Annotated in this window: 22 protein-coding genes and 1 pseudogene; 13 read left to right on the forward strand and 10 right to left on the reverse strand. The window is 69.1% G+C overall.

From position 1 onward, the window contains the following. Nucleotides 1-1,206: hypothetical protein (locus E1218_RS20325; protein ID WP_132322476.1), on the reverse strand; the 1,206-nt coding region annotated here is incomplete at its 3' end. A gap of 196 nt (nucleotides 1,207-1,402) precedes the next feature. Here E1218_RS20325 and E1218_RS20330 point away from each other — a divergent pair. Beyond that, the gene (locus tag E1218_RS20330; RefSeq protein ID WP_132322478.1) at nucleotides 1,403-2,929 is read left to right on the forward strand and encodes a UDP-N-acetylglucosamine 1-carboxyvinyltransferase; all 1,527 of its coding nucleotides are present in this window, start codon (nucleotides 1,403-1,405) and stop codon (nucleotides 2,927-2,929) included. 57 nt (nucleotides 2,930-2,986) lie between these two features. On the opposite strand, the gene E1218_RS36670 is transcribed toward E1218_RS20330, so the two are convergent. Together E1218_RS36670 and E1218_RS38220 are read right to left on the reverse strand one after the other, a co-directional pair. Then, entirely contained in the window at nucleotides 2,987-3,547 is a 561-nt protein-coding gene (locus tag E1218_RS36670) for a transposase (RefSeq protein WP_202866112.1), read from the reverse strand. A 142-nt stretch (nucleotides 3,548-3,689) separates the two neighbouring features. Beyond that, a pseudogene (locus tag E1218_RS38220) lies at nucleotides 3,690-3,860 on the reverse strand (IS110 family transposase); the annotation flags it as partial. A 356-nt stretch (nucleotides 3,861-4,216) separates the two neighbouring features. Between E1218_RS38220 and E1218_RS20340 the strand changes: the two are divergent. Continuing rightward, nucleotides 4,217-4,825, forward strand: a complete 609-nt coding sequence (locus E1218_RS20340; RefSeq protein WP_132322480.1) for a dihydrofolate reductase family protein — start codon at nucleotides 4,217-4,219, stop codon at nucleotides 4,823-4,825. On the opposite strand, the gene E1218_RS20345 is transcribed toward E1218_RS20340, so the two are convergent. After that, nucleotides 4,826-5,551: a DUF899 family protein gene (locus E1218_RS20345; protein WP_233712345.1), complete on the reverse strand. Its 726-nt coding sequence runs from the start codon at nucleotides 5,549-5,551 to the stop codon at nucleotides 4,826-4,828. 170 nt (nucleotides 5,552-5,721) lie between these two features. Between E1218_RS20345 and E1218_RS20350 the strand changes: the two genes are divergently transcribed. Both E1218_RS20350 and E1218_RS20355 read left to right on the forward strand, forming a co-directional pair. Beyond that, on the forward strand, nucleotides 5,722-6,948 hold the full coding sequence (locus tag E1218_RS20350) for a deoxyguanosinetriphosphate triphosphohydrolase (protein WP_132322484.1): 1,227 nt from the start codon (nucleotides 5,722-5,724) through the stop codon (nucleotides 6,946-6,948). Nucleotides 6,949-6,962: 14 nt separating this feature from the next. Beyond that, a complete protein-coding gene (locus tag E1218_RS20355) occupies nucleotides 6,963-8,204 on the forward strand; it encodes an NAD(P)/FAD-dependent oxidoreductase (RefSeq protein ID WP_132322486.1) in 1,242 nt (413 codons plus the stop codon). Here the strand turns inward: E1218_RS20355 and E1218_RS20360 are convergent. After that, complete coding sequence (locus E1218_RS20360) at nucleotides 8,201-9,052, reverse strand: TolB family protein (RefSeq protein WP_132322488.1); 852 nt, start codon at nucleotides 9,050-9,052, stop codon at nucleotides 8,201-8,203. The genes E1218_RS20355 and E1218_RS20360 overlap by 4 nt on opposite strands. A 40-nt stretch (nucleotides 9,053-9,092) precedes the next feature. Between E1218_RS20360 and dnaG the strand changes: the two genes are divergently transcribed. After that, nucleotides 9,093-11,003, forward strand: coding sequence for a DNA primase (gene dnaG, locus E1218_RS20365; protein ID WP_132322489.1), 1,911 nt, complete (start codon nucleotides 9,093-9,095; stop codon nucleotides 11,001-11,003). A gap of 12 nt (nucleotides 11,004-11,015) precedes the next feature. Here the strand turns inward: dnaG and E1218_RS20370 are convergent, their stop codons facing one another. Continuing rightward, complete coding sequence (locus E1218_RS20370) at nucleotides 11,016-11,912, reverse strand: LysR family transcriptional regulator (protein ID WP_132322490.1); 897 nt, start codon at nucleotides 11,910-11,912, stop codon at nucleotides 11,016-11,018. An 84-nt stretch (nucleotides 11,913-11,996) separates the two neighbouring features. On the opposite strand from E1218_RS20370, the gene E1218_RS20375 reads away from it, so the two are divergent. Continuing rightward, entirely contained in the window at nucleotides 11,997-12,713 is a 717-nt protein-coding gene (locus E1218_RS20375) for a class I SAM-dependent methyltransferase (protein WP_132322492.1), read from the forward strand. Nucleotides 12,714-13,307: 594 nt separating this feature from the next. Then, nucleotides 13,308-16,067 carry a helix-turn-helix transcriptional regulator gene (locus tag E1218_RS20380; RefSeq protein WP_132322494.1) on the forward strand — a complete coding sequence of 920 codons (2,760 nt, stop codon included), beginning with the start codon at nucleotides 13,308-13,310 and terminating at the stop codon, nucleotides 16,065-16,067. A gap of 233 nt (nucleotides 16,068-16,300) precedes the next feature. Here the strand turns inward: E1218_RS20380 and E1218_RS20385 are convergent, their stop codons facing one another. Beyond that, nucleotides 16,301-16,924 (reverse strand): TetR/AcrR family transcriptional regulator, encoded by a 624-nt coding sequence (locus E1218_RS20385; protein ID WP_165949350.1) that lies wholly within the window; start codon nucleotides 16,922-16,924, stop codon nucleotides 16,301-16,303. Between the two features lie 68 nt (nucleotides 16,925-16,992). Between E1218_RS20385 and E1218_RS20390 the strand changes: the two genes are divergently transcribed. Beyond that, nucleotides 16,993-17,910: a homocysteine S-methyltransferase family protein gene (locus tag E1218_RS20390; RefSeq protein WP_132322498.1), complete on the forward strand. Its 918-nt coding sequence runs from the start codon at nucleotides 16,993-16,995 to the stop codon at nucleotides 17,908-17,910. A gap of 244 nt (nucleotides 17,911-18,154) precedes the next feature. Here E1218_RS20390 and E1218_RS20395 read toward each other — a convergent pair whose 3' ends face one another. Further along, the gene (locus tag E1218_RS20395) at nucleotides 18,155-19,054 is read right to left on the reverse strand and encodes an alpha/beta fold hydrolase (protein WP_132322500.1); all 900 of its coding nucleotides are present in this window, start codon (nucleotides 19,052-19,054) and stop codon (nucleotides 18,155-18,157) included. A 67-nt stretch (nucleotides 19,055-19,121) separates the two neighbouring features. Beyond that, complete coding sequence (locus E1218_RS20400; protein WP_132322501.1) at nucleotides 19,122-19,793, reverse strand: maleylpyruvate isomerase family mycothiol-dependent enzyme; 672 nt, start codon at nucleotides 19,791-19,793, stop codon at nucleotides 19,122-19,124. Between the two features lie 298 nt (nucleotides 19,794-20,091). On the opposite strand from E1218_RS20400, the gene E1218_RS20405 reads away from it, so the two are divergent. The 5 genes from E1218_RS20405 (at nucleotide 20,092) to E1218_RS20425 (ending at nucleotide 23,667) form a co-directional block, all read left to right on the forward strand. Further along, nucleotides 20,092-20,520 carry a MarR family winged helix-turn-helix transcriptional regulator gene (locus E1218_RS20405; protein ID WP_132322502.1) on the forward strand — a complete coding sequence of 143 codons (429 nt, stop codon included), beginning with the start codon at nucleotides 20,092-20,094 and terminating at the stop codon, nucleotides 20,518-20,520. A 102-nt stretch (nucleotides 20,521-20,622) separates the two neighbouring features. Next, nucleotides 20,623-21,510: an aminoglycoside phosphotransferase family protein gene (locus tag E1218_RS20410; protein ID WP_132322503.1), complete on the forward strand. Its 888-nt coding sequence runs from the start codon at nucleotides 20,623-20,625 to the stop codon at nucleotides 21,508-21,510. 474 nt (nucleotides 21,511-21,984) lie between these two features. Further along, nucleotides 21,985-22,194, forward strand: coding sequence for a hypothetical protein (locus tag E1218_RS20415; protein ID WP_132322504.1), 210 nt, complete (start codon nucleotides 21,985-21,987; stop codon nucleotides 22,192-22,194). Nucleotides 22,195-22,363: 169 nt separating this feature from the next. Beyond that, nucleotides 22,364-23,398: an ATP-dependent DNA ligase gene (locus E1218_RS20420; RefSeq protein ID WP_132322505.1), complete on the forward strand. Its 1,035-nt coding sequence runs from the start codon at nucleotides 22,364-22,366 to the stop codon at nucleotides 23,396-23,398. 83 nt (nucleotides 23,399-23,481) lie between these two features. Next, nucleotides 23,482-23,667, forward strand: a complete 186-nt coding sequence (locus E1218_RS20425) for a hypothetical protein (RefSeq protein WP_132322506.1) — start codon at nucleotides 23,482-23,484, stop codon at nucleotides 23,665-23,667. 37 nt (nucleotides 23,668-23,704) lie between these two features. Here the strand turns inward: E1218_RS20425 and E1218_RS20430 are convergent, their stop codons facing one another. Next, on the reverse strand, nucleotides 23,705-24,676 hold the full coding sequence (locus E1218_RS20430; RefSeq protein ID WP_132322507.1) for a helix-turn-helix transcriptional regulator: 972 nt from the start codon (nucleotides 24,674-24,676) through the stop codon (nucleotides 23,705-23,707). Nucleotides 24,677-24,711 lie beyond the last annotated feature (35 nt).

Below are 24,711 nucleotides of genomic sequence, written 5' to 3' on the forward strand. Positions count from 1 at the left end.
AGACAGGTCGAGGTGGTCGACGTACGCCCAGAGCCAGACGAGGGGGGCGAGCACGAGTTCCGGCTCGCCGTCCTCGTCGGCGACGAACACCATTGACGCCTCGCCGTTCGAGATGTCCTCGATCACCGCGTCGCACACCTCGACCGCAGCCTCGAACGGCAGCATCCGCGGGCCGTGCTCCCACCGCGGCTCGGGGAGCGGCAGCACCGGCGCCTCGTCGGTGCCGTCGAGCTCGACCGACACCCGCTGCAGCTCTTCGTACAGGTCGAACGTGATCAGCCCGGCGAGCGGCCGGCCGTCGAGTCCGATCAGGTACGGGTCGTCGGCGCCGCTGCGGAAGTTGTCCCGCAGGTCCGCGAACGCCGCCTTCAGATCGGTCGCCTCCAGGTACGGCGCCTCGGCCGGCTCGTCCTCGTCGCCGACCTCCACCAGCCCGCTCCGCATCTGGTCGAACTGGCGCAGCAGGTCGTTCAGCTCGTCGTACGCCCCGCCGCCCGGCGTCTTCTCCGCCCGTGCCTCCAGGTCGCGCAGGTGCTCGACCAGGTCGTCCTCGAAGTGCAGCTCGTACCGCGGCAGCCCGGGCTCACGACCGGTGTTGATCTGTGCGACCAGCTGGGTCGCCACCGGGCCGAGCCGCTCGGCCAGCACCTCGAGCGGAGTGGTCGGCTTCTCCTCGTCGTCGTGCGCGCAGGAGTCGTCCTCGACCTTTCCCTCGCTCTCCATCGCCAGCAGCACCTGGAACGCCGGGAACGCGACCAGCGCCGCGGTCGCCATCATTCCGTCGCCGATCAGCATCAGCGGGTTCCCGCCCGCCTCGGTCCGGCGCAGATGATCAGGCATCAGTACGGCGGCCTGCTCGACGTTCACCTGGCTGGCCAGCGAGGACAGCCCGTGGTCGGTGTCGACGCCGAGCAGCTCGATCAGCCGCTCGGAACTCATGTCGAAGTGTGAGCGCAGGTAGTAGCGCAGCCAGCCGGCGTCGACCGGGTTGGCCAGCAACTCCGCGATCCGGGCACGGAAGTCGGCCAGGTCGGCGATCGCCAGCACGACCAGCACCGGCTGGTCGCCGTCACCGATGACCAGTGGCCGGGTGTCGCCGTTCTGGAAGCCGTCGATCACCTGGTGCAGGCTGTCCGCCGCCGCCTCCAGCGGCCACGACGCCGCCTCGAACTCGTTCACCACCGCGGCGGAGGTGTCGTCGGGCATCTGCTGGTCCTCTCCGGGTGGCGGCGGGAGTTGGGGGTAACTGTAGGCCGAGAACGTCTCGACAGTCTGTAGGGGGGCTGGGACTGCTGTGCTGTCAGCTGTCCGGGGGCGGCCGTCGGGCGTGACCTGGCGTTGGCTACGCTGGCCACGGCGGGTCGACGCTGGGGTATCTCACATGTGAGATAAGGTCTCGCGCATGACTGATGACTACCTGAGCCGGATCGGCAATCTCATCCGGGACGCCCGCAAGCACCGCGGGTGGACACAGGCGCAACTCGCCGACGTGCTGAACACCAGCCAGAGTGCGGTGAACAGGATCGAGAAGGGTCATCAAAACCTCACCCTCGAGATGCTCGCCCGGATCGGCGAGGCACTCGACTCCGAAATTGTCTCTCTCGGCGGCGGTCCGGTCCACCTTCGGGTTGCCGGTGGCCGGCAGCTGTCGGGATCGATCGACGTCAAGTCCAGCAAGAACGCCGGCGTCGCGCTGCTGTGCGCCAGCCTTCTGAACAAGGGCCGGACCACGCTGCGCAAGGTCGCCCGGATCGAGGAGGTGAACCGGCTGCTCGAGGTGCTCAACTCGATCGGCGTCCGGACCACCTGGCTGAACGACGCCGGCGATCTCGAGATCGTCCCGCCGGACCGGCTCGACCTGGCCGCGATGGACGCCGAGGCGGCTCGCCGTACTCGCTCGATCATCATGTTCCTCGGCCCGCTGCTGCACCGTGAGGACACCTTCCAGCTGCCGTACGCCGGTGGTTGCGACCTCGGCACCCGGACGGTCGAGCCGCACATGGCGGCGTTGCGGCCGTTCGGTCTGGACGTGAAGGCGACCGGTGGCGAGTACCACGCGGTGGTGAACCGGGCGGTGGCGCCGGGCAAGCCGATCGTGCTGACCGAGCGCGGTGACACCGTGACGGAGAACGCGCTGATGGCCGCGGCCCGGTACGACGGCGTCACGGTGATCCGCAACGCCAGCTCGAACTACATGGTCCAGGACCTGTGCTTCTACCTCGACCTGCTCGGGGTGAAGATCGACGGGATCGGCACCACCACGCTGACCGTGCACGGCAAGGCCGAGATCGACGTGGACGTCGACTACGCGCCGTCCGAGGACCCGATCGAGGCGATGAGTCTGCTGACTGCCGCGATCGTGACCGGCTCGGAGATCACCATCCGGCGGGCGCCGATCGAGTTCCTGGAGATCGAGCTCGCGCTGCTGGAGGAGATGGGGCTCGACTACAGCCGCAGCGACGAGTACCTGGCCGAGAACGGCCGGACCCGGCTGGTCGACCTGACCACCCGGCCGTCGCGCCTGCACGCGCCGATCGACAAGATCCACCCGATGCCGTTCCCCGGCCTGAACATCGACAACCTGCCGTTCTTCGCGGTGATCGCGGCGACCGCGACCGGTCAGACGCTGATCCACGACTGGGTCTACGAGAACCGCGCGATCTACCTGACCGATCTGAACAAGCTCGGGGGCCGGGTCAAACTGCTCGACCCGCACCGGGTGATGGTCGAGGGTCCGACGCACTTCTCCGGCGCGGAGATCATGTGTCCGCCGGCACTCCGGCCGGCCGTGGTCACGCTGATCGCGATGATGGCCGCGAAGGGTACGTCGGTCCTGCGCAGCGTCTACGTGATCAACCGCGGCTACGAGGACCTGGCCACCCGGCTCAACTCGCTGGGCGCTCAGATCGAGACCTTCCGGGACATCTGAAGCCTGCAGGAAGGCGACGGCCCCGGCGATCACGTCCGGATCTGGCTCCCCTCTGTGTCAAGAGGCGGCTGGCAGGGTGGGTTCAGGGTGGTTGGTGGCGGGTCCGGGAAGTGGCTTGTCCGAAGAGCCGGTGTGGGGATGTGAGCCGGTCGCGCTGGAGTCAGAGACGTGTCCCCGTTGCCCTCCCGGGCCCGTCTTCGCGGCGTTCAGGGTGTCGTTGAGCATCTGCTGGTAGACGATGTCGGACAGCCGTCGCTTCACGCACCGCATGGCTTCCATTGGTGCTTTGCCGTCGGCCTTCTTGCGTTCGTAGTAGTCGCGTCCGGGTGTTGGGTTGCGTAACTGGACGCGGGCCATGGTGTGCAGCACGCGGTTGATCTGGCGGTTGCCGGCTCGTGAGAGTCGGTGCCGGATCTGGACGCCTGAGGAGGCGTCGATGGGTGCGGTGCCGTTCCAGGACGCGAAGTGCGCCTTGTTCGGGAACCGGGTGACGCTGCCGACCTCGACCAACAGCCGGGCCGCGCCGGTGGGTCCGACGCCGGGCAGGTCCAGCAGGCCAGTGTCGGTGGCGGCGAGGAGCTCGGTGAGCTCCTTGTCGGCGGCCCTTCTTGCGGGCATAGACCCGCTCCAGGTCCGCCACCAGTTCCGCGGCGACCCGGCGACGGGTCTTACCCACGGCATCGCGGGGCCGGACCTTGGCCAGCAACTTCTTGGCCTGCGCTGCGGAGAGGTATCTCTTCGCACCGCCCGGGATCAGTTCCAGCAACAGCTGGTGCAGCTGCGAGGTCATCCGGGTGTGGTCCTCACCCAGTGAGCGGCGGCGGTCGACCAGGATCCGCAGTACCGCGAGCTGCTCGTTGTTGACCACCGGCCGGAGCCCGGTCATCCGGGTGCCGACCAGGGCCACGGAGTGGGCGTCGGTGGCGTCGGTCTTACGCCCCTGGCCCTGGCGACGCCCGGGCTACGCAGGCCAAATGAGAGCCACACGACCAGCGTGGGCAGCCGAAATCAGAGCGACAACCCGGGCGCCTGGACCGAGCCTCGCCAGACACCGGTCCTGGGTCAATGGAACAAGCAGCCAGGATCCGGCTGCGACCGAGGCCGCCGGCCGACCGGAAGCGCGCTCGCGGACCATAGCCGAACTCGGCCGGCTCGCGGATGATGCGCTGGTGGCCGAGGATCGACACGACCGGCCCGGGTGCGATCAGGAACGTGCCGGTGTCGATCAGCGAAGCGCTGGCCGGATCGACGAACTGATTGTCGGTGGTGAGCCCTACCGTCTCCGGCATGCGACCTCATGTGGTGGCTCAGGTGGCGGTGTCGCTCGACGCGACGACGTCGGGGTTCGATGCCGATCAGGCGCGCTTCTACGCGCTGGCGACGCTGTGGCAGGAGGACGTCACGCTGGTCGGCGCCGACACGATCCTGGCGCAGGAGACCGCCGTACGGTCCGCACCGCATCCGGGGCCGCGGCCGGAAGGGCCGTTGCTCGCCGTCGTGGACAGCCGGGCGCGCGTCCGCGAGTGGGAAGGGTTACGGCAGCTCGGTTACTGGTCCGACGTGCTCGCCCTGTACGCCGACCAGACACCGGACCGGCCGCCGGACAGCACGATCCCCGAGCTCGTCACCGGCTACGACCGGGTCGACCTGGTCGAAATCCTGGACATCCTCGGCGACCGCGGCGCCCGGGTCGTCCGCGTGGACTCCGGCGGCGGGTTGCTGGGCGCCCTGCTCGACCTGGAGCTGGTCGACGAGTTGGCGCTGCTCGTTCACCCGGTCGTCGTCGGCTCCGGCCGGCCGTGGTTCGAGGGTCGTGCGTTGACTCTCGAACCGGCCGGCACGGAGGTGTTCGAAGGCGGGCTCGTGTGGCTGCGGTTCTGCGTCGGCCGCAGCTGATCAGTGATCGGCGGCGAGGTCGTCGTTGCGGCCGGCCTCGAGCCGGGACCACTGGGAAATGGGCCGTCCGTCGGCGGTCAGGCCGCCCGGTTCCCACTCCTGCGGCCAGCCGTCGGGGGAGTCCTCGTGCGTCTCCCGGCGCCCGTACACGGTCAGGTCCATCAGCGAGTAGCTGTTGTCCATCACCTCGACGCCGCGAACGGTCGTCCACCAGGTCTCGAAGACCCGGTCGCCGTCGCGGACGTACGACACCAGATGCATGCTGTTCTTGACCCGGCCGACGAGGAGGGTGTCGAGGGAGTCGGCGGCGGAGTACCACGGCATCGTCCAGCCCATGAAGTCGCGGTAGCGGCGGCCCTCGTCGTACGGTCCCTGGGCGAAGACGGCGTACGTGATGTCGCGCGAGTGCAGGTAGGACAGCTCGGAGATGTGGGTGTTGCACCAGGTGCAGCCCTGGCACTGTTCGGCGGCGGGGTGGCCGGGGTGCCACATGAAGTAGTAGGCGATCAGTTGCTTGCGGCCTTCGAAGGCGTCGAGGAGGTTGACCGGTCCGCCGGGGCCGATCAACGGGGTGCTCGCGTCCACTTCGACCATCGGCAACCGGCGCCGGGCCGCGGCGATCGCGTCGCCTTCGTGGGTGTGGGCCTTCTCCCGGACCCGGAGTTCCTCGATCTGTGCCTCGAAGGTTTCCCGATCGACTATCTGGGGTAGGTTGGTCGTTCTCATGACTGGTTCCTGTCGGTTCTTCTTCTCGGTCATGATCGGGACGTCGGAGCCGGATCCGCGATCTCGACCGACTTCCCCGGTTTCCCTCGGTCACGTTCGTGAAACTGCCGGACCGGGCCGGTGGAGTGGGGACGGACGGGTGTCCGTGGCGGCGGCTACTGTGAGCGGTGATGAGGAAGCAGCACGAGTGGTACGACGAGCACGACGCCGAGCGATGGGTGGCCGAGCCGGTCAAGCGGCCCGGGCGCACGGCCTTCGCCCGCGACCGTGCGCGCGTGCTGCACAGCGCCGCCCTCCGCCGGCTGGCGGCCAAGACGCAGGTCGTCACCGCCGGTAGCGACGACTTCGTCCGCAACCGGCTGACGCACAGCCTCGAGGTCGCCCAGATCGGGCGGGAACTCGCCTCGACGCTCGGGTGCGATCCCGACATCGTCGATGCGGCCTGCCTGTCGCACGACCTCGGGCACCCGCCGTTCGGGCACAACGGCGAGCGCGCCCTCGACCAGGTCGCGGCCGGGATCGGCGGATTCGAGGGCAACGCGCAGACGTTGCGCCTGCTCACCCGGCTGGAGTCGAAGACCTTCGACCCGGCCGGCCGCAGCGTCGGCCTCAACCTCAGCCGCGCCACCCTGGACGCCGCCACCAAGTACCCGTGGCCCCGCCGGCCGGGGGAGCGGAAGTTCGGGGTGTACGACGACGACCTCGCCGTCTTCGAGTGGTTGCGTCAAGGGGTCGGCGACCGGCGGTGCCTGGAGGCGCAGGTGATGGACTACGCCGACGACGTCGCCTACTCGGTGCACGACGTTGAGGACGGAATCGTTGCCCACCACATCGACCTGGCCGCGGTCGGCGCGGACCGGGCGCCGTACTGGGAGACCGTCCGGCGGATGTACTTGCCGGAAGCAACCGACGCGGAGCTGGACGAGGGCTGGCGCCGGCTGACCGGGCTGCCGTACTGGCCGGCCGCGCCGTTCGACGACAGCCGCCGCGCGCTCGGCGGTTTGAAGGACCTGACCAGTCAGCTGATCGGCCGGTTCTGCACGGCGGCCGAGCAGGCGACGCACGCGGTCTTCGGCCGCTCCCGGCTGATCCGCTACGAGGCCGACCTGGTCGTGCCCGACGGCGTCCGGGTCGAGATCGGCCTGCTCAAGGGCGTCGGCATGTTCCACGTCCTCAACTCGCCCGAGCGGCAGGCCCGCCGTGCCTCCCAGCGGGAGCTCCTCACCGAGCTCGTCGAGGCGCTGTGGAAGACCGCGCCCCAGCACCTCGACACCGCGTTCGCCGCGGACTTCGCCGAGGCCGCCGACGACAACGCCCGGCTCCGCGTCGTCGTCGACCAGGTCGCCTCGCTCACCGACCCGTCCGCCCAGGCCTGGCACGTCCAACTGCTGAAGTGACTAGAGTCGGTGCCATGACTGATGCAGAGCGGATTGTCATCGTCGGTGCGAGTCTCGCGGGTGCGACCGCGGCGGAGGAACTCCGGAACAACGGCTGGACCGGCGGCATCGTGCTGATCGGCAGCGAGACCAGGCTGCCGTACGAGCGGCCGCCGCTGTCCAAGGGCGTTCTGCTCGGCAAGGACCAGACCGACGTCGCCCAGCTGCACGACCAGCAGTGGTACGACGACAACGCGATCGAGCTGCGGCTCGGCACGGCCGTCATCGCGATCGACCCCGCGGCACACGCGGTCACGCTCGACGACGGTTCGCAGGTTTCCTACGGCAAGTTGCTCATCGCGACCGGGAGCCGGGTCCGGCGTCTCGACGTACCGGGGGCCGACCTGCCGGGCGTCCACTACCTGCGGACGGCGGAGGAGTCGCAGACCCTGACCGACGCGTACGCCGCGAAGCCGCGCGTCGTCGTGGTCGGTGCCGGGTGGATCGGCCTCGAGGCGGCGTCGGCGGCCCGGGAACGCGGCTGCGAGGTCACTGTGGTCGAGCCGCAGTCCACCGCGCTCGCCGGTGTACTCGGTGAGCAGGTCGGCAAGCTGTTCGCCGAGTTGCACCGGCAGCACGGCGTCACGCTGAAGTTCGGCACCGGCGTGGAGGGGTTCGAGGGCTCCGACAAGGTGACCGGGGTCCGGACGTCCGGCGGGGAGGTGATCCCGGCCGAGCTGGTGATCGTCGGCGTCGGCGTCCAGCCGAACACGGAGCTCGCCGCGAAGGCCGGCATCGAGGTCGCCACCCCGGAGAACGGCTCCGGGATCGTCACCGGTCCAGACCTCCGGACCTCGGCGCCGGACGTGTACGCGGCCGGCGACGTCGTCCGGTGGGACCACCCGCTCTACGGCCGGCCGATCCGGGTCGAGCACTGGCAGAACGCGAAGGACACCGGGAAGTCGGCGGCGAAGGCGATTCTCGGTCAGGACGTCGCGCACGACGCGATCCCGTTCTTCTTCACCGATCAGTACGATCTCGGCATGGAGTACGCCGGTGACGTCCCGCGCGGCACGTCGTACCAGGTGGTGCTCCGGGGCGATCCGGCGTCGGGTGCGTACCTGGCGTTCTGGCTCGACGACGACCGGCGGCTGCTGGCCGGGATGCACGTCAACACGTGGGGCTCGATCGACGCCGTCCAGGACCTGATCCGCTCCCGGAAGCAGCTCGACGTCGACCGCCTCGCCGATCCGTCGATCGACCTGGCGGACGTCTAGAGCGGATAGGCGACGTACGCGAAGCTCCGGCTGTCCGGCGACCAGCTCGGCACGTTCATCGTGCCCTGGCCGCCGAACAGCGTCACGACCTCGCGGACCTCGCCGTCCGGCGCCAGCAGCCGGATGCGGACGTCGTCGACGTCCGCAGGGTGACCTTCGGTGCCGGGCGGGAAGCTGACGTAGGCGATCGCGGACCCGTCCGGTGCCGGGTGCGGGAACCAGTTGACCCGCTCGTCCGAGGTCAGCTGCTCGGCCTCACCGGTGCCGACCGCGATCCGGAACAGCTGCGCGTGCCCGGCCCGCTCGGAGTTGAAATAGATCCACTTCCCGTCCGGGCCGTACTCCGAACCGTCGTCGGCGTGCTCGTCGTCCGTGAGCTGCACGTCGGCGCCACCGGCTGCCGGGATCGTCCACACGTTGGCGATCCGGCGGCCGTCCACGTGCTCGAGACCGATGTACGCGAGCGTCCGGCCGTCCGGCGACACCCCGTGCAGGTAATGGCGGAACCCGGGTCCCCGGTCGTTGCTCACCCGGCGCGGCGTGCCGTCACCGAGCGGTACGGCGTACAGGTGCCCGTCGTCGGCCGACACGTAGATCGTCGTACCGTCCGGGCTCAGGACGTGGTCGTTGTTGATCGGCGGCACCCCACCGAGGTCGATCTCGTGCAGCTCGTCGTCGTGCAGTCGCCAGAGCCGGCCGTCGCCGTTGACCAGCAGGTCACCGTCCGGCGACCAGTTCGGCGCCTCGAAGAGCAGGGTGGCCGAGCAGTGGACGAGCCGCCGGGCGCCGGTGCCCACGTCGACGACGTACAGCTCGGAGCGTTGACCCGGGCGAAGAGTTCGTGGCATGCCCGCCAACCTACGTGATCGGCCCGGCTAGACTCGCGGCGTGGCAGGCCGGATCAAGGACGAGGACATCGCGCTGGTGCGCGAGCGGGCCCGGATCGACGACGTCGTCGGCTCGTACGTGACCTTGAAGAACGCCGGCGGCGGCAACCTGAAGGGGCTGTGCCCGTTCCACGACGAGAAGTCGCCGTCGTTCAACGTCACCCCGTCGCGCGGGTTCTTCTACTGCTTCGGGTGCCAAGAGGGCGGCGACGTCATCGACTTCATCCAGAAGATCGACCAGATCACCTTCCACGAGGCGGTCGAGACGCTGGCCGCGAAGGTCGGCATCCAGCTGCGGTACGACGAGTCCGGCGCGCCGATGCAGCGCGGCCCGTCGAACCAGCGCCCCCGGCTGGTCGAGGCCCACAAGGTCGCCGCCGAGTACTACGTCGAGCAGCTGTTCGGCGCGGCCGACGCGACCCTCGGGCGCCAGTTCCTGGACAAGCGCGGGTTCGACAAGGACGCCGCGGTGCACTTCGGCGTCGGGTTCGCGCCGCGCGGCGGCGAGGCGCTGACCAACCATCTGCGCGGCCGCGGCTTCACGAACGCCGAGCTGGTCGCGTCCGGGCTGTCGGCGGAGGGCCAGCGCGGACTGTACGACCGGTTCCGCGGCCGGCTGATGTGGCCGATCCGGGACGCGTCGTCGGACGTGATCGGGTTCGGCGCCCGGCGGCTGTTCGACGACGACAAGATCGAGGCGAAGTACCTGAACACGCCCGAGACCGCGATCTACAAGAAATCCAAGGTGCTGTACGGCGTCGACCTCGCCCGCCGCGAGATCGCCAAGGGCCGCCAGGCCGTCGTCGTCGAGGGGTACACGGACGTGATGGCCTGCCACCTGGCCGGTGTGCAGACCGCGGTCGCGACCTGCGGGACGTCGTTCGGCGACGACCACGCCCGGGTCCTGCGGCAGTTGCTGCTGGACCACGACCAGTTCCGCGGCGAGGTGATCTTCACCTTCGACGGTGACGAGGCAGGTCAGCGGGCGGCACTCAAGGCGTTCGCGGGCGACCAGGCGTTCGCCGCGCAGACGTACGTCGCGGTGGAGCCGGACGGACTCGACCCGTGCGACCTGCGGCTGCAGAAGGGCGACGCCGCGGTCCGCGAGCTGATCGGCCGGCGGGTGCCGCTGTACCGGTTCGTGCTCTCCAACGTGCTGTCGAAGTACGACCTGGACCGGGCGGACACCCGGATCGACGCGCTCCGGGACGCGGCCCGGCTGGTCGTCAGCATCCGGGACCGGTCGAAGGTGGACGCGTTCACCCGTGAGCTCGCTGGGCACCTGGGCATGGAGGTCGACCAGGTGCGCACGGAGGTGTATCGCGCGGCGTCGCGGCCGGCCGCCGCGCCCGCGTCGAACGATCGGTCGCAGCCGGTCGTCGTACAGGGCGGTGATGCGCCGCCTCCGCCGCCGCGGGTGGACGTGCCGTCGCCGCGGGATCAGCGGTTCGTGATCGAGTGGGACGTGCTGAAGGTCGCGATGCAGCACCCCGCCCTGGTCGGGGTCGCGTTCGACGAGTTGGACGACCAGGACTTCACCCACCCGTGGCTGGCCGCGATCCGGTCCGCGATGGCGAAGGCCGGCGGGCCGTCGGCGGCGCCTCCCGGTGAGGCCTGGGTGGTCGCCGTCCGCGATGCCGTCGGCAACGACCCGGCCGCCGCCGTGGTCGGCGCACTGGCCGTCGACCCCCTCCGCCTCGGCCGCGAACCCGACGAGGCCTACGCCCTCGCCCTGCTCGCCCGCCTCCAGGAACTCACCTGCGCCCGCCGCATCCAGGACCTCAAGTCCAAACTCCAGCGCACCAACCCGATCGACCGAGCCGACGACTACAACCGCATGTTCGGCGAACTCATCGCCCTGGAGGCCTACCGCTCCGACCTCCGGAAAAGGGCCATCACCGGCGCGCTGTAGGCGCGGTACTGCTCATGCCCTGAACTGCTCGACCAACTCGGCGGCGACATCGCGGGCGTGGTGGATGGCTTGGTGGGTGAGGGGCGAGTGGGTGCGGCCGGACTGCCAGAGGAGGTAGATCTCGCGGCGTGGGGGTGAGGGGTCCAGGTCGTGGATGGTGAGGGCCGGGTCGTCGGTGACGCTGTCGAGGACCAGGCGGGGGAGCACGGCGGAGCCGAGGCCGGAACGGACCATCGCCAGCACGGCTTCGTTGCCCGCGGCACGGAAAACGATTCGCGGTTCGACGTTGCTGGACGCGAACATTCGCTCGACCCGCGGCTGGTCGCAGGTCGGCGGCCACGCCACCATCGGCGCGCGGTGCAGCTCGGTCAGCCGGACCGGGCCGTCCGGGAACGCACCCTGCGGCGCCACCAGCAGGTAGGGATCGTCGAGCAGTTTGAGGTGCTCGACGTCGCCGTCGACGCGGCCGTCGTAGAACATCACGTCCACCTTGTCGATCGGCGGCGGATCGGACTCGTCCTCGAGCAGCCGGATGTCGCAGCCCGGGTGCTCTTCGCGCAGACGGCGTACGACCAGCGGCAGGAGCACGTTCGAGACGCTCTGGAACGTGCCGATGTCGATGCGCCCCTCGCCGGCCTTGAACCGGTCGACGGCGTCGTTCATCGCCTGGGTCCGTTCGAGCAGGTCACGACCGTGGGAGAGTACGACGGCGCCGAGCGGGGTGATCCGCACCGGCTTCGGTCCGCCTGGCCGGTCGAAGACGGACCCGCCCACGGCCTTCTCCAACGCGGCGATGTGCTGACTCACCGTCGATTGCGTGTAGCCGAGCCGGTTGGCCGCACGACTGAACGTTCCCTCGTCCGCGACCGCCGCCAAGGTGGCCACATGGCGCAGTTCCAGGTCGGACATGCGCCAAAGGATAAGCGCTCGCGATGAACTCGATCGGAATCCATCGCTTTCCGGCATGTATTCACGCGCCCTACTGTCAGAGTCGTGTTCGACTACGACGCCGAGCTCCGCCGCTACCACCGCCGCCTGCTGCCTGCGATGAACGTCCGGCCCGCTGACCAGGTGCTCGATATAGGTTGTGGGACCGGCCTCACCACCCGGGCAGCAGCCGAGGAGGCCTTGTCCGCGCTCGGCGTCGACATCTCCGCCGAGATGGTCGCGACCGCCCGCAAGCTGAGCGAACACCTGCCCAACGTCAGCTTCGAGCAGGCCGACGTCCAGCACCATCAGTTCCCGCCAGAACAGTTCTCGCTGGCAGTCAGCCGCTTCGGCACGATGTTCTTCACCGACCCGGTGGCCGCCTTCACGAACATCGCCCGCGCGCTGCGTCCGGGCGCGCGGCTCGTCCAGCTGGTGTGGCAGGACGAGACGCACCAGGAGTGGTACGTCGAAATCCGCCGTACCCTCGCCGACACTCCGGCCACGGCCGGTCACGCCGCGTTCTCTCTCGCGGATCCGGCGACCACCGAGCGCATCCTGGCCGACGCGGGTTTCACCGACGTACAACTTCTCGACGTCCGCGAGCCCGTGTACTACGGCGCGGATGTCGAGGCCGCGCTCGACAACCTCCGCAGCCTGCAGATGGCCCAGGGCTCCGACCGCGACATCGATCGGCTGCGCGCGATGCTCGAGACCCACCTCAGCGCCGACGGGGTTTGGTTCGACTCGCGCGCCTGGATCGTCATGGCACACCGCCGCTAATCATCCGGTGGGGAGGTCAGCGGAAGGCTGGCGGAGCCGGCGGGCCGCCGAACTTGTGCCCGAGGGCGACGGCCAGCGCACCGCGCTGCGGAGGCGGCAGCTGATGGGTCTCCTCGAGCATCGGCGCGCACAGTTGGTGGAGCCCCGGCGTACGGCAACTCCATCTCCGACTTCGCCCGCCGCCCCGGGAGCTCGGGCGCAGACTTGCCGACCGCATCGCACCCCCCTTGGCCGAGGCTATCCTCAAGAACCGGCGCCGCGACAGGAGCCGATTGGACGAGCGGATCAGTGCCGGGCGGAACGGTGCTGCCGTCGTCCCGTGAGCTCGCGAGCGGCTGTCGGTGTCGCGACGGTGGTCGCGGCGTACGTACGGCTTGCCGCGCACGGGCTGAAACACCTATCTGAACCAGCAGTGGGGAACCGGCCACTTCGTCAGCAGGGCGAGGTCCGCCGCGCCGAAAGCCGACGCACGCACGCTGGGGACTCCGTTGGCTTAGGCAACAGTTTCGTCACCGCGCGTAGTCCCGGGATCCGTCGGCGGGTGCCGCGGGCGAGGATCTATCGGCCCGGACGCGGCCGGAGTATCGTCGACTGGTGGCACCCAGGCATTCCACCCCCGGACTGATCGGGCGGCGGAACGAGTGTCTTGCCCTCGACGGCCTGCTGGAAGGCGTCAGATCGGGGCGCAGTGCCGCGCTGGTGCTGCGCGGCGAGGCGGGCATCGGAAAGACCGAACTGCTCAAGTACCTTCTCGAGCGTTCGAGCCGATGCCGCATCGTGCGGGCTGCCGGTGTCCAGTCCGAGATGGAACTGTCGTACGCCGGCCTGCACCAACTCTGCGCTCCGCTGATCACCGGTCTGGACCATCTTCCGGGGCCACAACAGGAAGCGCTCGAATCAGCGTTCGGGCTCCGGGCCGGGATCGCTCCGGACCGGTTCCTCGTCGGACTGGCCGTACTGAGTCTGCTCGCGGACGCCGGCGGCGGCGAACCACTGGTCTGCCTGATCGACGACGCGCAGTGGCTCGATCAGGCCTCGGCGATGACGTTGGAGTTCGTCGCCCGCCGGCTGTTCGCGGAGTCGGTGCTGCTGGTATTCGCCGTTCGCGAGCCCACGCCCGAGAAGTTGCTCGGCGGCCTTCCCGAGCTGCTCGTCGACGGGCTCCGAGAGCGGGACTCGCGGACGCTGCTCGACTCGGTGGTCACCGGTCCGCTCGACCCACGGGTGCGCGACCGCATCGTCGTCGAGTCACGCGGCAATCCGCTGGCCCTGCTCGAGCTACCCCGCGGATGGGCGGCCGCAGAGCTGGCCGGCGGCTTCGGGGAATCGGAGGCGCGCCCGCTGTCGAGCCAGATCGAGGGCGAGTTCGTTCGCCGCATCGAGTCGCTGCGACCGGACACCCGGCGTCTGCTGATCACCGCAGCTGCCGACCCGGTCGGCGACGTACTGTTGCTGAGGCGGGCCGCCGAGCGGCTCGGCGTCGACGTGGACAGGGCCGCGGCCGACGCCTCGGAGTTGATGTCCCTCGGCGCCGGCGTGCGCTTCCGGCATCCGCTGGTCCGCTCGGCCGTGTACCGGGTGGCCACCCTGACGGAACGCCAAGACGCCCATCGGGCCCTTGCCGAGTCGATCGACGCGCAGGTCGATCCTGATCGTCGCGCCTGGCATCGCGCCCAGGCCGCGCCCGGCCCCGACGAGGACGTCGCTCTCGAGCTCGAGCAATCGGCCGAACGGGCTCAGGCTCGCGGCGGCATCGCGGCCATGGCCGCGTTCCTCGAGCGGGCGGTCGGGCTGACGCAGGATCCCGCCCGCCGCTCCCAGCGCGCACTGGACGCCGCCCAGGCGAAGTTCCAGGCCGGAGCGTTCGAGCCCGCGGCCGCCCTCCTCGCGACCGCCACGGCCGGCACCACCGACGAGCTCATGCGCGCACGGATCGACGGGCTGCACGCGGGGATCGCGTTCGCCCAGGGCCGTGGCCGGGAGGTCCCTCCGCTGTTGCTGGCGGCCGCTCGCCGGCTCGAGCAGTTCGATGCGGCGCTCGCTCGGGGTACCTACCTGGAGGCAGTCTCGGCGGTCATCTTCGCCGGCCATCTGGCACGCAGCCCGGGGTACCGCGAGGTGGGTCAGGCCGCGCTCGGAGCGCCACCGGTCGAGGTGCCGCGCGTGACCGACGAGTTGCTGGATGCCCTGGCTGTTCGTCTGACCGACGGGCACGCGGCGTCGGTGCCGTTGATCGAACGCGTCCTCACCGCCTTCAGTACCGAGAACGTTCCGGTCCAGGAGGCGATGCACTGGCTCCTGCTGGCGGGTGTCATCGCGGCCGATCTCTGGGACCTCGAGCGCTGGGACACGGTTACGGCCCGGCACGTGACGATCATCCGTGCGGCCGGCGCGCTCAGCGAACTCCCGCTCGCCCTCGACTCGTCCGCCGTCGTCCACGTTTTCGCCGGCGACCTGGCGACGGCGTCCTCGCTGGTCGAGGAGGTACGAACGGTGAGTGCGGCGATCGGAAGCAACCAGCCGCCCTTCGGAGCTCTCGCGCTGGCCGCCGTTCGTGGCCGCGAGCACGAAGCCCGCGCGCTGATCGAGGCCACGGTCAGCGAGGCCTCGCAGTACGGCCAGGGGCTGGGAGTGACCGTCGCGCACTACCATCGGGCGGTGCTCTGCAACGGGCTCGCGCAGTACGAAGAGGCCGTGGCCGCGGCCCAAGAGGCTGCCAGTCACCAGGAGGAGTTCGGTGCACCGCAGTGGGCCTTGGCCGAGCTGGTCGAGGCGGCCGTACGCAGCGGCGCCGCCGACCTGGCGTCCGGCGCCCTCGAGCGGCTCTCCGAGGCGACCCAGGCCTGCGGCACCGACTGGGCGCTCGGTGTCGAAGCGCGGTCTCGCGCCCTACTGAGCGAAGGCGCGACCGCGGACGCCCTCTACCGCGAGGCGATCGAGCGGCTCTCACGCACCCGGGTCCGCGTGAACCTGGCCCGCGCCCATCTCCTGTACGGCGAATGGCTACGCCACGAGCACCGCAACGGCGACGCCGGTACGCAACTCGACCTCGCCCACGAGATGCTCACCCAGATCGGCGCCGACGCCTACGCCGAACGCGCCCGCCGCCAACTGGAAGCCGGCGGAACAAAGACGCGCAGACGCACCACCGCAACCTCCACCGAGCTGACCGCTCAGGAAGCGCAGATCGCCCGCCTCGCCGCCGGGGGACTCACCAACCCCGAGATCGGCGCCAGACTTTTCCTCAGCCCCCACACCATCGAATGGCACCTCCGCAAGGTCTTCTCCAAACTCGGCATAACCTCCCGCAGACAAATCCCCACCACGCTGCCTCAGAGCGCCGCCTCAGCCTGACCCTGCGGTTGCTGCTCTCATGGACCCAGGCGACGCACGACCGGCTACGGACGGCGCGCGGTGCCGCCGCTTGGCGCCCCCTCCTCGGCCGCTGATGTGGCGGCTCGCGCACAACGGCACGCGAGCCTGCGGTGTTCAGTCCGTTCGCCTTGTGTGCTGGGTTCTCGAGGTCGCGGCTGGGAGCGTGTTTGCCGACGGAGCACTAGTGGATTCCGAGCAGGGGCAGACGGTGCCTACGGAGTCGGCCGTCCCTGTATGAGACGGTCCACGAGTTGGCGGTACACCCGCAACTGCACTCGCATCGGGTCGGGCGACCCGAGCGCCCGGCACAGCATGTATCCACCCTCGAACGTGGCGAACAGGTGGTCGGCCAGTTCTTCCACGTCGATCTCCGCAGAACCGACCCCGCAGCGCTCGAGGGCCGGCCGCAGCAGCGCTGCAAAGCCCTCGCGCCAACCGGCAACGGCCCGCCGGATCTCGGCGCTGCTCACCTCGTCGAGCAGGTTCTGCTCGGTAACCAAGGCGATGTACAGGCAGGCTGAGTCGGCGGTGACCAACTCGTCGGCCCATTTCTCGTAGAAGGACAGAAACGCGAGCACCTTCTCGGCCGGGTCGTCGACATCCGCCGCGGCGTCGAGGCCTTGTTGGAGCATGCCGAGGTCCGTGTCGACGTACCGGGCGACCAAGGCTTGGGTGAGCTCGCGCTTGGAGCTGAAGTGGTGGAAGAACGCTCCCTTCGAGCTTCCGGCCTCCTCGAGGATTGCGTCTACGGAGGTGGCCGCGAACCCGTTGCGCTCGACCAGGAGCTCAGCGGCGTCCAACAAACGGGCGCGGGTGTGGCTTCCGTTTCGTGGCATGTCGACCATTGTTTCAGACTGAGTAGTCTGATACAGACAGACCATTCAGTCTGTTCAAGGAGCGTGCGATGACCTACTCCGACGTTCTCGACGGCACCCGCTGGGTGACCGATGGAGGCCTCGAGACCGACCTGCTGTTCAATCACGGCATCGACCTGCCCGAGTTCGCTTCCTTCCCGCTCCTCGACGACACCCTCGGCCGGACTGCGCTGCGTCGCTACTACGCCGAGTACGCCGCGATTGCCGGCGCGGCCGATGTCGGACTGTTACTGGAGACGCCAACTTGGCGAGCCAACCCGGACTGGGCCCAGGCGCTCGGGTACAACGCGGCTGCGCTCGACCGGGCCAACCGGGCCGCGGTCGACCTCGTCCGCGCCAGCGCAGCGGACTCGGGCCTGGATGAGGTAAGGCTTAGCGGGGTCGTCGGACCGCGGGGTGACGGCTACGTTGCCGGCGACACGAACGCCGACGCAGCTGCGGAGTACCACGACCTGCAAGTTCGCTCTCTCGTCGATGCCGGCGTCGATCTGGTGCACGCCATGACCATGACCGAGCCGGCCGAGGCGATCGGCGTGGTCCGGGCCGCTCGGAATGCCCGCGTACCGGTCGCGGTGTCGTTCACGGTCGAGACGGACGGTCGGCTCCCGAGTGGAAACCTCTTGTCCGAAGCGATCACAGCGATGGAACGTACCGCACCGGCCGACTGGTACGGCGTGAACTGCGCCCACCCCACCCATGTGCTGCCTGCCCTGGACGGCGAACCGTGGACCGAGCGACTGCTGTTCCTGCGGCCGAATGCGTCGACGATGTCGCACCAGGAGCTCGACGCCATGGAGGTTCTGGACTCCGGCGATATCGATCTCCTGGTGGCCTCAACGAACCGCGTGCTCGGACAAGCTGGAAGCCTCGCCGTCATCGGAGGGTGTTGCGGCACTGACAGCCGGCACGTCGCCGCCTTGTGGGGCGTGGCTGCACCGGCACGATGAGGGCTGTCTCGGACGGTCGGACCTCGGCACGAACCACGCATCACCGGCCTGCACGCGAGAGCCGGCCGAAGCGCGGTCCAGGAACCGACCCGCTCCGCCGAGCAGGCGTAACCGGGCCACGGCAGTTCGGCTGTTCCTGAGTCGTGTTGCTGTGATGGTGCAGCGGTTTCGAGGTGACGTGGCGTGAGGGACGTGAACCGAGGGTTCGCCTCGCGCGAGCCGCCCGGGGAATCGCCGGGATCGGTCAGCCTGTCGGCAGCTGATCGAGGATGCGGGTGATCTCGGCGGCGGCCGCCGCGTCAGGGATGGCATGGCCGGAGTCGACCGGGACCAGTCGGCCTCGAGGGAAGCGGCTCGCGAACTGGTCAATGTTCCGGCGGATGAGCGCCCGCATCTTCGCCGCCGGCCAGTGCGCCGGGAACTCGAGCGGCTGTGTTGCCGCGAGGTAGACCATGGGTATGTCGGGAAGCCGGGGAAGTAGGGCCTCGGCTTGGTCGAGTGAGGTGTACACCCGGATCCGCTCGGCGTTCTGGTCCTGCTGCGCCATCACTTGCGCGCGGTCCGGTTGGGGAATCAGCTGATCGACTTCCCCGTCGGTCGGAAGCGTCGCATCCAGCAGAACCAACCCGGCCACATCGGTGGGATACGTCGCGGCATACATGGTCGCGATGAGGCCGCCGAACGAGCCACCGACGAGCAGGTGCGGACCGTCGATGCCTGCGACGCCGAGCAGCGCGTGCAGGTCACGGACGCTGTCCGCCGCGGTCAGGTGTCCGTCGAGGCGCGCGCTCTTGCCCACGTTCGCTCGATGGTAGAGGCACCAGCGCGTTCGTGACGTGAAGGATTCGCCGAGCGCTAGAAAGTGTGCCTCTGGCATCGAGCCCACGTCGGCCGCCTGCCAGAGGCCATGGAGGAAGACGATCGTGGGGGAGCCTCTTCCCTCGCAGCGCAGGAAGAGTTCGTGCCCACCGACGTCGACCGATTTCTGGGTGCTTGTCGAGGTTTGTGTCGACTGTGTCGGCTGCGACGAGACCTCAGCCGCACGTTCGTCGCCGCTGGTTTCCGATGACGTGGAGCACCCGGCCAGCTGCAGGGCCAGGATGATGGTGCCGATGGACAACGCCGTGGATGGTTGGTGGCTCATCTCGTGTCTCCTTGACGTCGGCCGCGGAACCGGGCGACTTGGGTGACGACCCGGCGCCGGGGACTGTCTAGTTGTCGGAGGGATCGCCGTGTTGCCCGGTGGTTTGTGCCGTGCGTTGTGTGAGCGCCGGAACCCCGTCGCCGCTCAGTCGCGGCAGCACAGCGGTGCGCCCGGTGAGCAGGAGCAGAAGGGCGTCGATGGGGCCTTGGACGTCGGCGCCGGAGCCCACTGTCCAGTCGGTGTCGGTCGCGGTGAGGCGGAAGCCGCGGAGGCGGTGCTTGGCCCAGAAGGGCCAGCCCATCGACCAGACCCGGTTCGCGCCTGCCTCGGCGGCGTCCCGGGGCATCTGGTGGTGGCGTCCTAACGGGATTGCGATGTCTTGGCTGTGGACCAGGATGTCGAACAGGATGTTGCGGTAGTTGGTCACCCTCGGCAGCCGACGGGATGTCGCGTGCTCGCGGAGGTTGGCCACGAGGACGTCGACGGGTTGGTCGGCGTAGCGCACCGCGATGTCGTGGTTGAGCTTGTGGAATCGTCCGCCGGCGCGAGCGGCCTCGATGAGCATGGTCCAGGCGTTCGGAGGCTGGGGAGCCAGGGCGACGTGGGCGGCGACGTCCTTGATGCGCCAGCCGTCGCAGAGGGAGGGCAGCTCGCATTCGGCGTCGGTGAGCGTCTCCAGCAGGTCGGCCAGGCTGTTGCGTTGCTCCTCGATCACCTGCCAGCTGCGTTCGCGGTCCATGGGTGCCTCCCTCAGGCGAAGTCGAGCTTGCTCGGGAGGGGGCGTTCGAGCCAGGAAGCCGGGCTGGCGGTCGGTGGGAAGCGAAATCTCTTCGCTCGCCCAATTGGTCAAAGACGCTGACTATTGTGGTCAGTGACACTGACTATTGTCAAGATGGTCCAGACCGAGGCCGAGGGGTTCCCGAACCGGAGGTCAAAGCCACGCGGGCTTGGTACATTAGTCAGAGACACTGACTAATGTAGTGGGGAACGCCGACTAGGCCGAGGGAGCCCTGGTGGAGGAATCACACGATGACGGCATGAACATCGGACTGCTGCTGTTCCTTCCGTACCGATCCCTGGAAACCCGCGTCTTCGCGGCGCTCGCTCGCGCAGGCTACGACGACTTCACAGCGGCACAGATGAAGATCATGCAGCGAATCGGACCCGACGGCACGCGTCTCACCGATCTGGCCGAACAGGCACAGGTCACCAAACAGACCGCCGGCTTCCTCGTCGGCCAGCTCGAGAAGGGCGGATGGGTGGTGCGCACACCGGATCCGACCGACGGGCGCGCCCGGCTCGTCTGCCTGACCGAACGCGCCAAGGAGGCCATTCCGGTGGCCGACGCAGCAGTGGCCGAAGTCACCGCTGATTGGGAGGCGCATCTCGGGCCGCGACGGATGAAACGGCTCCGCGAAACGCTGATCATGCTCCGCGAGATAGCCGACCCCTACGCACATCAGTAACTCGGCACAGCACGCGTGGTGCCTGGGCGCCGGATCGCTGATCGGCTCGAACGGCGCGGTGAACCGGCTTCCAGCGCGCTTCAATCGCTTTAGCCTGGCGGTGTGAGCCTCGACATTCCTGACCAGGTCCGCAGGACGGTCATCGCCGACGGGTACGAATCCTGGCTGGACGAGCTGCCAGGCGTGGTCGACTCGCTGGCCCAGGAGTGGTCTCTGGCGATCGGGTCCAGCTGCGCGGGCGGTCACGCCGCCCTGGTCGTCGAGGTGACGCTGGTCGACGGAACTCCGGCGGTCCTCAAGATCGGTGTGCCAGGCCGGGACGTCGGGCAGGAGGCCATGGTGTTGCGCCTGGCGAACGGAGGGGGATGCGCCAAGCTGTTGGGCGAAGACGTGGGTCGGCAAGCCCTTCTGCTGGAGCGCCTCGGGGCTCCGATGTACGACCTCGTGGCCGACGCTGCAAGCCGCCACAACCTGCTGTGCGAAGCGGCGGTCCGTCTGTGGCGTCCGGTCGGTCCCGACGTCGACCTCCCAACCGGCGCGAGGTTGGCTGAGCAGTACGCCGATCGGCTGCCGAAACTGTGGGAGCAGGCGGGGCGACCGTGTTCGCCGGCCACTGTGGCGGACGCGCTGGAGTGCATGAATCGTCGCCGCGGTGCCCACGACGATCGGTCCGCGGTTCTGGTCCACGGTGATATTCACGAGATGAACGCCCTGCAGGCGAGTGACGGCAGCTACAAGCTCATCGATCCAGCCGGGCTGCGGGCCGAACCGGCGTGCGATCTCGGCACCATCGTGCGGTGCAATCCGGACCTCGGCGATGACCTCTGGGCGCGGACTGAGGAGTTGGCTGCCCGCACGGGCGTGGATGCCACCGCCATCTGGGAATGGGGAACCATCCACCGAGTCGTCAGCGGCGTCTACGCCTGCAGTATCGGCTTTCAGCCCTTCGGCGATCTGCTGCTGGCCGAAGCGGATCGCCTCACGGCGTAGTCACCGGATCGTGCAGCAGTCGGAACCTCCGGTCCCCGGATCATCGTGGATCGGCATCCGAAGAGCGCGCCGTACGGGACCGCCACGAGCATGCATCGCCCAAGGTGAAGCACGAGACCGGGGATGACCGGTGAGCGGTCTGTCTCTCGTGATGGCGGCGCCGGTCCAAGCCGGTGACGTACCTGCCCCGGCCACGAGGCACCAGTCTGCACGATGAGCATGGACTGGCCCCGGCCCTGCCCGATAGCCGTTCCCACTGCGGGACACGTTGAATCTGTCCTCTCGGCGGCGTTGTCCTCGTCGACGTCGGAGTGTTCGCGCAGATCCGCCCGGCTGGCGGTTGACGCGTAACGACCGCACCCCAGGCTGCCCACGACCACCCCGCGCGGCCGATCGGTACCGCGCAGTGCGCGGCTGATTGATCGTGGGTACCGGTGCTGAAGGCAACGACCAGATCGATGGAAGGAGCGCGTGATGTCGGAGACGACGTCGAGCCGCAACAGTGGGCAGGACTGGACCGAGGACGAGGTCCAGCAACTGCGGGACTTGGCCGAGGGCAACACTCCGGTGGGTGTGATGAGTGTGCGGCTGGGCCGGTCCGAGGACGCGATCCGGTCCAAGGCGCAGACCGAGGGCATCTCGCTGTCGCCGCCGAACCGATCGCCGTACGGCGACATGAGCTGAGTCTCGGGCGCATGCAGGTGCCACGGCCGCCGTCTGACGGTGCGGAAGCGCAAAGGGACGAACGTCCCGGCGCAGCACCGGTTCTGCCCTCAGCACGATTCGAGGCTCACGGTGAAGTGGGTGCTGGTGTGGCCGCCGTACGGTCGTCGCCGCCGGCGGGGGAGCGGTGATGGCGGCGGCCCGGCGGCGCACTGAACCGGCGGCGCGGATACCGCCGGATCTGGCCGGTCCGGTCGAGGTCGCGCTGGCGAGGTCGGTAGACCAGATCCCCGGGCCAGACGCGCTGCCGGGCGGTTCCCGCTATGAGGTGAAGTGGGACGGCTACCGGGTCGCGGTGGTCCGCGGGAGCCAGGCGCGGCTGTGGACCCGCAACCGCAACGACATCAGTGACCGGTTTCCCGATATCGTCGCGGCCGCCGAGGCCCAACTGCCTGAGGGCATAGTTCTGGACGGCGAACTCGTCATCCTCGGCGCCGACGGCCGCCTCAGCTTCGACGCGCTTCAGCAGCGCCTGGTCACCAGCCCCGCCAAGGCCCGCGCCAAGGCCGCCGAACTGCCCGCTGCCTACGCTGCCTTCGACCTGCTCGCGATAGGTGGGATCGATCTGCGTACACAGCGGTGGGCCGCGCGCCGCAAGCGCCTTGAGCAGCTGGCCGCAGGCTGGACGCCCGCGCTGCAGATCACCCCCGTCACCGATGACGTCGACGAGGCCCGGGAATGGTTCGAGGTGCTGCCCGCCGCGATGGGAGTCGAAGGGCTCGTCGTCAAAGGGGCCTCGACTCGATACACCCCCGGCCGCAGGGACGCCTGGGTCAAGGTCAAGCACCGCGAAACCCGAGAAGTCGTTGTCGGCGGTGTCCTCGGGCCGATCACCCGACCCGAGGTCGTCATCGCCGGCCTCTACGACGCCGACGGTGAGCTGGCCATCATCGGTCGCACCGTCCCGCTCAAACCCGCACAGTCGGCTCAGCTCGCCGCCGTACTGACGCCGGCCGGCTCAAAGCATCCGTGGCCGGACGAGGTCAGCTCACAACGCTGGGGCGGCCGAGACACGAAGAAGCCACTGACGAAGGTGCAACCGACTGTCGTCGCTGAGGTCACCGCGGACGCCGCCACGCAGGCCGGCCAGGTACGTCACGGGATGCGGTTCGTCCGGATCCGAGCGGACCTGCGGCCGGAGGACCTCCCAACGCAGCCTGGCTGACCGTGAACGTCGTCTGATGGTCCCGCGAACCTGGTGTACGACGACTGCCGCATGCTGTGAATCCTCGGAGTCGGGAGTTGGTGGTGAACGCCGTAGGACTCGAGACCACGGCGTTCGAGGGCGTCGTCCATCGTCTGCCAGGCGTCGGCGATGTCGCTGCCGTCTGCCCGGCTGTACGCGGTTGGCGGCTCGGGCCGCGGCCAGCTCGTCGTCGCGTTCCTCGAGCAGGCGCGCAGTTCGAGGAGTTGCTGCTCGCGGCCCGGATGTGATGGCCGACCGGGGCGCTGCGCAGTTGCCGGCAAGCCCTCACCATTTCGGGGTGTGTGCGGCGATCAGCCGGTGCCCGATTCGCACCAGCTCGGCGCGTACGGACGCCGGTTCGAGCACTTGCACGCCTTCACCGAGGTAGATCAACTCACAGGCCGCCTCGTGCACCGAGCTGAAGGTCGCGGTGAACCGGCGTGCCGTTCGGGTGTCGCTGTCGATCGGCCGGAGCTGGGTGTCCTCAGAAAGCGCCAAGGTGACTCGGCCGAGATCCTCCGGGCGAACCTGGAACACTACGTCGACCCGGTTGCGCGAGCAGGGCACCTGGCGGCGATTGACGTCCTCCCATGCCCGGACAAGGTCGAAGTCGTCGGGCCGCTCGACGGATTCGGTCGTGGCGTCGGCACTGATGGTCCAAGAAACGCGAAACGTACGCAGGCCCGCGTCTGCACCGGCAACGAGGTACCAAATGCCGCTCTTGGACACCAATCCGTACGGATGGATGCGATGCACCGAAGCATCGGCTCCTGGTGGGGCGTAGGCGAGGTCTACCTGGACTCCGGCGATAACGGCGTCCCGCAACGGCACCAGCGTGGCTGGCGCAGGTTGTGCGGATCGGCCCCACCGAGTGGGGTCGATGTGAATGGCCTGCCGAGTCCGGTCCGCCTGCTCGCGAGTGTTCGCCGGAAGGGCGGCGAGCAGCTTGCGGACTGCCGAGGTGACCCCCTGTTCCAGCCCGAGGCCGGCCAGCAGCTCCGGCCCGGTAACCAGGAACAATGCTTGCGCCTCCTGCGTGGTCAGCGCCGAGAGGTTGATCGCAGGACCGTCGAGCAACGCCCACCCACCACCGCGACCGCGTTCGGAATACAGCGGCAGGCCGGAGAGCAACAACGCGTCCAGATCACGGCGGATCGTCCGCTCGGAGACATCGAGGCGCCGCGCCAGCTCGGGCGCGGTCAGTTTTCTGTGCGCTTGCAGCAGCAGCGCAATGGCCACCAGACGCTCGGCGCGCATGAAGGCAAACTAGCAGAGAAACAGGACAGACAGGT

This window comes from Kribbella turkmenica (assembly GCF_004348725.1).
Classification (GTDB): Bacteria; Actinomycetota; Actinomycetes; order Propionibacteriales; family Kribbellaceae; genus Kribbella; species Kribbella turkmenica.